Source organism: Streptomyces sp. NPDC006265, assembly GCF_040613555.1.
GTDB lineage: Bacteria > Actinomycetota > Actinomycetes > Streptomycetales > Streptomycetaceae > Streptomyces.
In genome coordinates, this window is sequence record NZ_JBEXSH010000721.1 from 1 (window position 1) to 4,757 (window position 4,757).

4 protein-coding genes are annotated in these 4,757 nt (G+C 68.6%); 3 read left to right on the plus strand and 1 reads right to left on the minus strand.

Annotated elements, in window-relative coordinates; translation table 11 throughout:
- Nucleotides 1-28: 28 nt before the first annotated feature.
- Complete coding sequence (locus ABZ281_RS38325; RefSeq protein WP_356662637.1) at nucleotides 29-259, minus strand: hypothetical protein; 231 nt, start codon at nucleotides 257-259, stop codon at nucleotides 29-31.
- 442 nt (nucleotides 260-701) lie between these two features.
- Here ABZ281_RS38325 and ABZ281_RS38330 point away from each other — a divergent pair, with 442 nt between their 5' ends.
- From ABZ281_RS38330 to ABZ281_RS38340, 3 genes are all read left to right on the plus strand, one after another.
- Nucleotides 702-2,825 carry a DNA topoisomerase IV subunit B gene (locus ABZ281_RS38330; protein WP_356662638.1) on the plus strand — a complete coding sequence of 708 codons (2,124 nt, stop codon included), beginning with the start codon at nucleotides 702-704 and terminating at the stop codon, nucleotides 2,823-2,825.
- A gap of 264 nt (nucleotides 2,826-3,089) precedes the next feature.
- On the plus strand, nucleotides 3,090-3,605 hold the full coding sequence (locus tag ABZ281_RS38335; RefSeq protein ID WP_356662639.1) for a DUF1453 domain-containing protein: 516 nt from the start codon (nucleotides 3,090-3,092) through the stop codon (nucleotides 3,603-3,605).
- Between the two features lie 5 nt (nucleotides 3,606-3,610).
- Nucleotides 3,611-4,757: histidine kinase (locus ABZ281_RS38340; protein ID WP_356662640.1), on the plus strand; the 1,147-nt coding region annotated here is incomplete at its 3' end.

The following is a 4,757-nucleotide window of genomic DNA, read 5'->3' on the forward strand; positions in this document are numbered from 1 at the left end:
GGGCTGGCTCGTCGTCGGACGCGAGGTCTCAGCGCTCTTCTTCGGAGGCGTTCGCGGGAACGGTCGTGAGCCGCTCCGTCTCGTCCTGTATCTCAGCGGCGATCTTCTTGAGTTCCGGCTCGAACTTGCGGCCGTGGTGGGCGCAGAAGAGCAGTTCTCCGCCACTGAGCAGGACGACGCGCAGGTACGCCTGGGCGCCGCAGCGGTCGCAGCGATCAGCGGCCGTCAGCTGGCTCGCAGGGGTCAGAACAGTAGTCACGTCGCCTCTTCTCTAGCTCGACGAGCTGTCGTACCAGGGTCAACATCCAACCAGCCCCAAAACGTTCCCGCTCGTGGCTTTTCCTCGAAAGAATCTTTGCGAGGCGGCTGTCTGCTGCCGGTTGGCGGCGAATGTGCCGTATTGCGTGTCTATGTGTCTTACGGGGCTTCGCGTTGTATCGGTGGTCGGTCCTCCCGGCTGGGTTGCCGGTTGTTCATGAGGACGTGCCCGGAGCCTAAATGGTTCATGCCTGGAAGGGAACGTGATGTGTACTTCACTCCATCGAGGGATCGAACATGCATACGACTGTGGACTAGTGTGAGTTTTCGACGAGGGTGGCGTTACAACGGCTCTACCAGGCCTCGGTACCCTCTCACCGGTGACTGAAGCCGTGCCCTTACCCATGAGGGCCCCATCTGAAATTCAGCGAGGAGCGAACCGCGTGACCGCCGAGACGTCCGTGCCGTCCACAGCTCTGCTGGCAGGAGCAGACCGGGACGGTTCCAACTACACCGCGCGGCACCTGCTCGTCCTCGAGGGGCTCGAGGCCGTACGCAAGCGCCCGGGTATGTACATCGGGTCGACCGACAGCCGTGGTTTGATGCACTGCGTCTGGGAGATCATCGACAACTCCGTCGACGAGGCCCTGGGCGGGTACTGCGACCACATCGAGGTGATCCTTCAGGACGACGGCTCGGTCGAGGTCCGGGACAACGGCCGGGGCATCCCGATCGACGTCGAGCCCAAGACCGGCCTCTCCGGTGTCGAGGTCGTCATGACCAAACTGCACGCCGGCGGAAAGTTCGGAGGTGGCTCCTACGCCGCCTCCGGCGGTCTGCACGGCGTCGGCGCCTCCGTGGTGAACGCCCTGTCCGCCCGGCTGGACGTCGAGGTGGACCGCAGCGGCCACACCCACGCGATCAGCTTCCGGCGCGGTGTGCCCGGCGCCTTCGCGGGGAACGGCGCGGAGGCCAAGTTCGAGGCCAAGAGTGGTCTGCGCAAGGCCAAGAAGGTCCCGAAGACCCGCACTGGCACGCGCGTGCGGTACTGGGCCGACCGCCAGATCTTCCTCAAGGACGCCAAGCTCAATCTGGAGACGCTGCACCAGCGCGCGCGGCAGACCGCGTTCCTGGTGCCCGGCCTGACCATCGTCGTGCGCGACGAATACGGGCTCGGCGAGGGCGGCAGCAAGGGCGAGGAGTCCTTCCGCTTCGACGGCGGGATCAGCGAGTTCTGCGAGTACCTGGCCAACGACAAGCCGGTCTGCGACGTCCTCCGCTTCTCCGGGCAGGGCACCTTCAAGGAGACCGTCCCGGTTCTGGACGAGCACGGTCAGATGACCCCCACCCAGGTCACCCGTGAGCTCGATGTCGACGTGGCGATGCGCTGGGGCACGGGATACGACACGATCCTCAAGTCGTTCGTGAACATCATCGCCACGCCCAAGGGCGGCACCCATGTCGCCGGCTTCGAGCAGGCCGTGGCCGCCACGATGAACGAGGTGCTCCGCGCAAAGAAGCTGCTGCGTGTCGCCGAGGACGACATCGTCAAGGACGACGCACTGGAGGGCCTGACGGCGGTCGTGACTGTGCGCCTGGCCGAGCCGCAGTTCGAGGGGCAGACCAAGGAGGTCCTCGGGACTTCGGCGGCACGCCGCATCGTGAACACGGTGATCTCCAAGGAACTCAAGGGGTTCCTGACGTCCACGAAGCGGGACGCCGCCCAGCAGGCCCGTGTCGTGATGGAGAAGGCAGTCGCCGCGGCCCGTACGCGCATCGCCGCGCGGCAGCACAAGGACGCGCAGCGGCGCAAGACGGCCCTGGAATCCTCCTCACTGCCCGCCAAGCTGGCCGACTGCCGCAGCGACGACGTCGACCGGAGCGAGCTCTTCATCGTCGAGGGTGACTCCGCGCTCGGCACGGCGAAGCTCGCCCGGAACTCCGAGTTCCAGGCGTTGCTGCCGATCCGCGGCAAGATCCTCAACGTTCAGAAGTCGTCCGTGACGGACATGCTGAAGAACGCCGAGTGTGGCGCGATCATCCAGGTCATAGGAGCCGGCTCGGGCCGGACCTTCGACATCGACACCGCCCGCTACGGCAAGATCATCATGATGACCGACGCCGATGTCGACGGCTCGCACATCCGCACCCTGCTGCTGACGCTGTTCCACCGTTACATGCGGCCCATGGTCGAGGCCGGCCGGGTCTTCGCGGCGGTGCCGCCGCTGCACCGCATCGAGATCATCCAGCCGAAGAAGGGCCAGGACAAGTACGTCTACACGTACTCGGACCGCGAACTGCGCGACAAGCTCATGGAGTTCCAGAGCAAGGGCATCCGCTACAAGGACTCGATCCAGCGCTACAAGGGCCTCGGCGAGATGGACGCCGACCAGCTGGCCGAGACGACGATGGACCCGCGCCACCGCACCCTGCGCCGGATCAACCTCTCGGACCTGGAGTCCGCCGAGCAGGTCTTCGACCTGCTGATGGGCAACGACGTGGCGCCGCGCAAGGAGTTCATCTCCAACTCGGCGGCGACGCTGGACCGGTCGCGGATCGACGCGTAGCCGCGGCACCCGGCTGCCGCCGGGTACGGTCGGGCGGTTCGGGGACCCGGTCGGTGCCGCAACGCGGTCCGGCACGCTTGAGGTGCCTGTGCACCGTCCCAGCCGCGCCAAGGCGTCTCTCCACCCCCGGGTGGAGAGACGCACGGCCGAGGATCCACCCGTGATCCACCCACACTCCGATCCCCTGACCTGGCGATTTCCGTAGCATCGAAGGCGTCGGCAGCGCCCGCTGCCGGTACCCCCTTCTCGCTCACGGAGGCTGTGATGTCCGGGCTCATCGACGCGTCGCTGATCGTGCTCGTTGCCGTCGTGGTGATAGCCCGGCAGTTCCGTACGCGCCGGATCGACAGCGAACGCCGCTGGTGGCTCCTGCCCGTGATCCTGGTCGTCCTCACGCTGCGCGAGCCCGACCTGCTCGACGCCCATCACCACATGGCCTCGGCGCTTCTGCTCGGCGCCGAGCTGCTCATCGGCCTGGCCACCGGTGCCGGCTGGGCCTGGACCACCCGCATCTGGGCGGAGCCGGAGGGCACTGTCTGGAGCAGGAGCAGCTCGGCGAGCGTCGCCGTCTGGGCCGTCGGAATCGGTCTGCGCGCCGGTCTCTTCGCCCTCGGTGCGGCGGTGGGCGTGCACCAGGACAGCTCCGCCCTGCTGCTGGGGCTCGCCGGCACCCTGCTCGTCCGGGCCGGAATCCTGGCCTGGCGTGGGCAGTCCCTGCGCCCGGGCGCGGCTTCGAGCGCGGCGTACGGTGACGGCACGGCCTGGTCCGTGGGGAGGTAGCGCGTGTGAAGGGGAACGTCTGGACACGCTGGCCTTCCCGGGAAGCGCTCAGCCGGGAGGGGCTCTCGCGCTCCCGGTGTCTGCTGGCCTGGACGGTGCGGACGCTGGTCCTCGGACTGCTGCTGTGGGGTGCCTTCGCCGACAGTCACGCGGGCAGCTGGAAGGCGGCGGCCGGTGCTGCGGGAGTCCTGCTGGCGGCACTGCTCGCCTGGGCATTCTTCCGGACCACGCTCCGGCACCGTCTGTGGCCGTCGCTGGCCTCGCTCGCCCTGCTGGAGGTCATCGCCCTCGCAGCCCAGCTGTCCGGATTCGCCGGCGCTGCCCTGGTGATGTGGTGCGGCTGCGCCGTCTCGGCGCTGGAGCGGCTGCCGCCTGCGGCAGCCCTGAGCGCCGCAGCAGTGGCACTCGGCGCGTACGGGTTCGTCAACAACGACGACGTGCTGACGACCGTGGTCACCGGCATCGGCATCGCCCTGGCCGGCTACACGCTGCGCCTCGACGCCGAGGCCCGCGGCAGCGCCCAGCGGTTCCTCGCCCAGGAGCGGGCGGCGCGCGCGGCCGAGGCGGAGACGGCCGCGCTCGCGGAACGGGCCCGCATGGCCCGGGAGATCCACGACGTGCTGGCGCACAGCCTCTCGGCCCAGCTCGTGTACCTGGAGGCGGCCCGGCTGCTGATCGAGCGGGGAGGGGAACGGGAGCAGATCCACGAACGCGTGGTCGCGGCACGGGAGATGGCGCGGGGCGGCCTCTCCGAGACCCGGCAGGCGCTCTCCGCCCTGCGCGGGGATCTCACCCCACTGGAGGACTTCCTGAACGAGCTCGTGGGCACGGCCGGAGGCGCCGATATCACCGTCACGGGTGACCGCAGGGCCTTGTCGACCGAGGCGTCCCAGGCCGTACGCAGAGTGGCGCAGGAGGCTATGACGAATGTCCGCAAACACGCCCCGGGCGCCAAGGTGCGGCTCAGGCTCGACTACCGTCCGCGCGAAGTGACCCTGGACGTGCGGGACTCGGGCGGCTCGCCGGGCGAACTGACCGGGACGGGCGCCGGGTACGGTCTGCTGGGCATGCGGGAGCGTGCCGAGTTGCTGGGCGGCTCCCTCGAGGCCGGGCCGGGCGAGGAAGGGTTCGTAGTGACGTTGAGGGTGCCGG

Coding starts and splice junctions, on each gene's coding strand:
- ABZ281_RS38335 (WP_356662639.1), top strand. CDS start 3,090: ATGTCCGGGCTCATCGACGCGTCGCTGATCGTGCTCGTTGCCGTCGTG.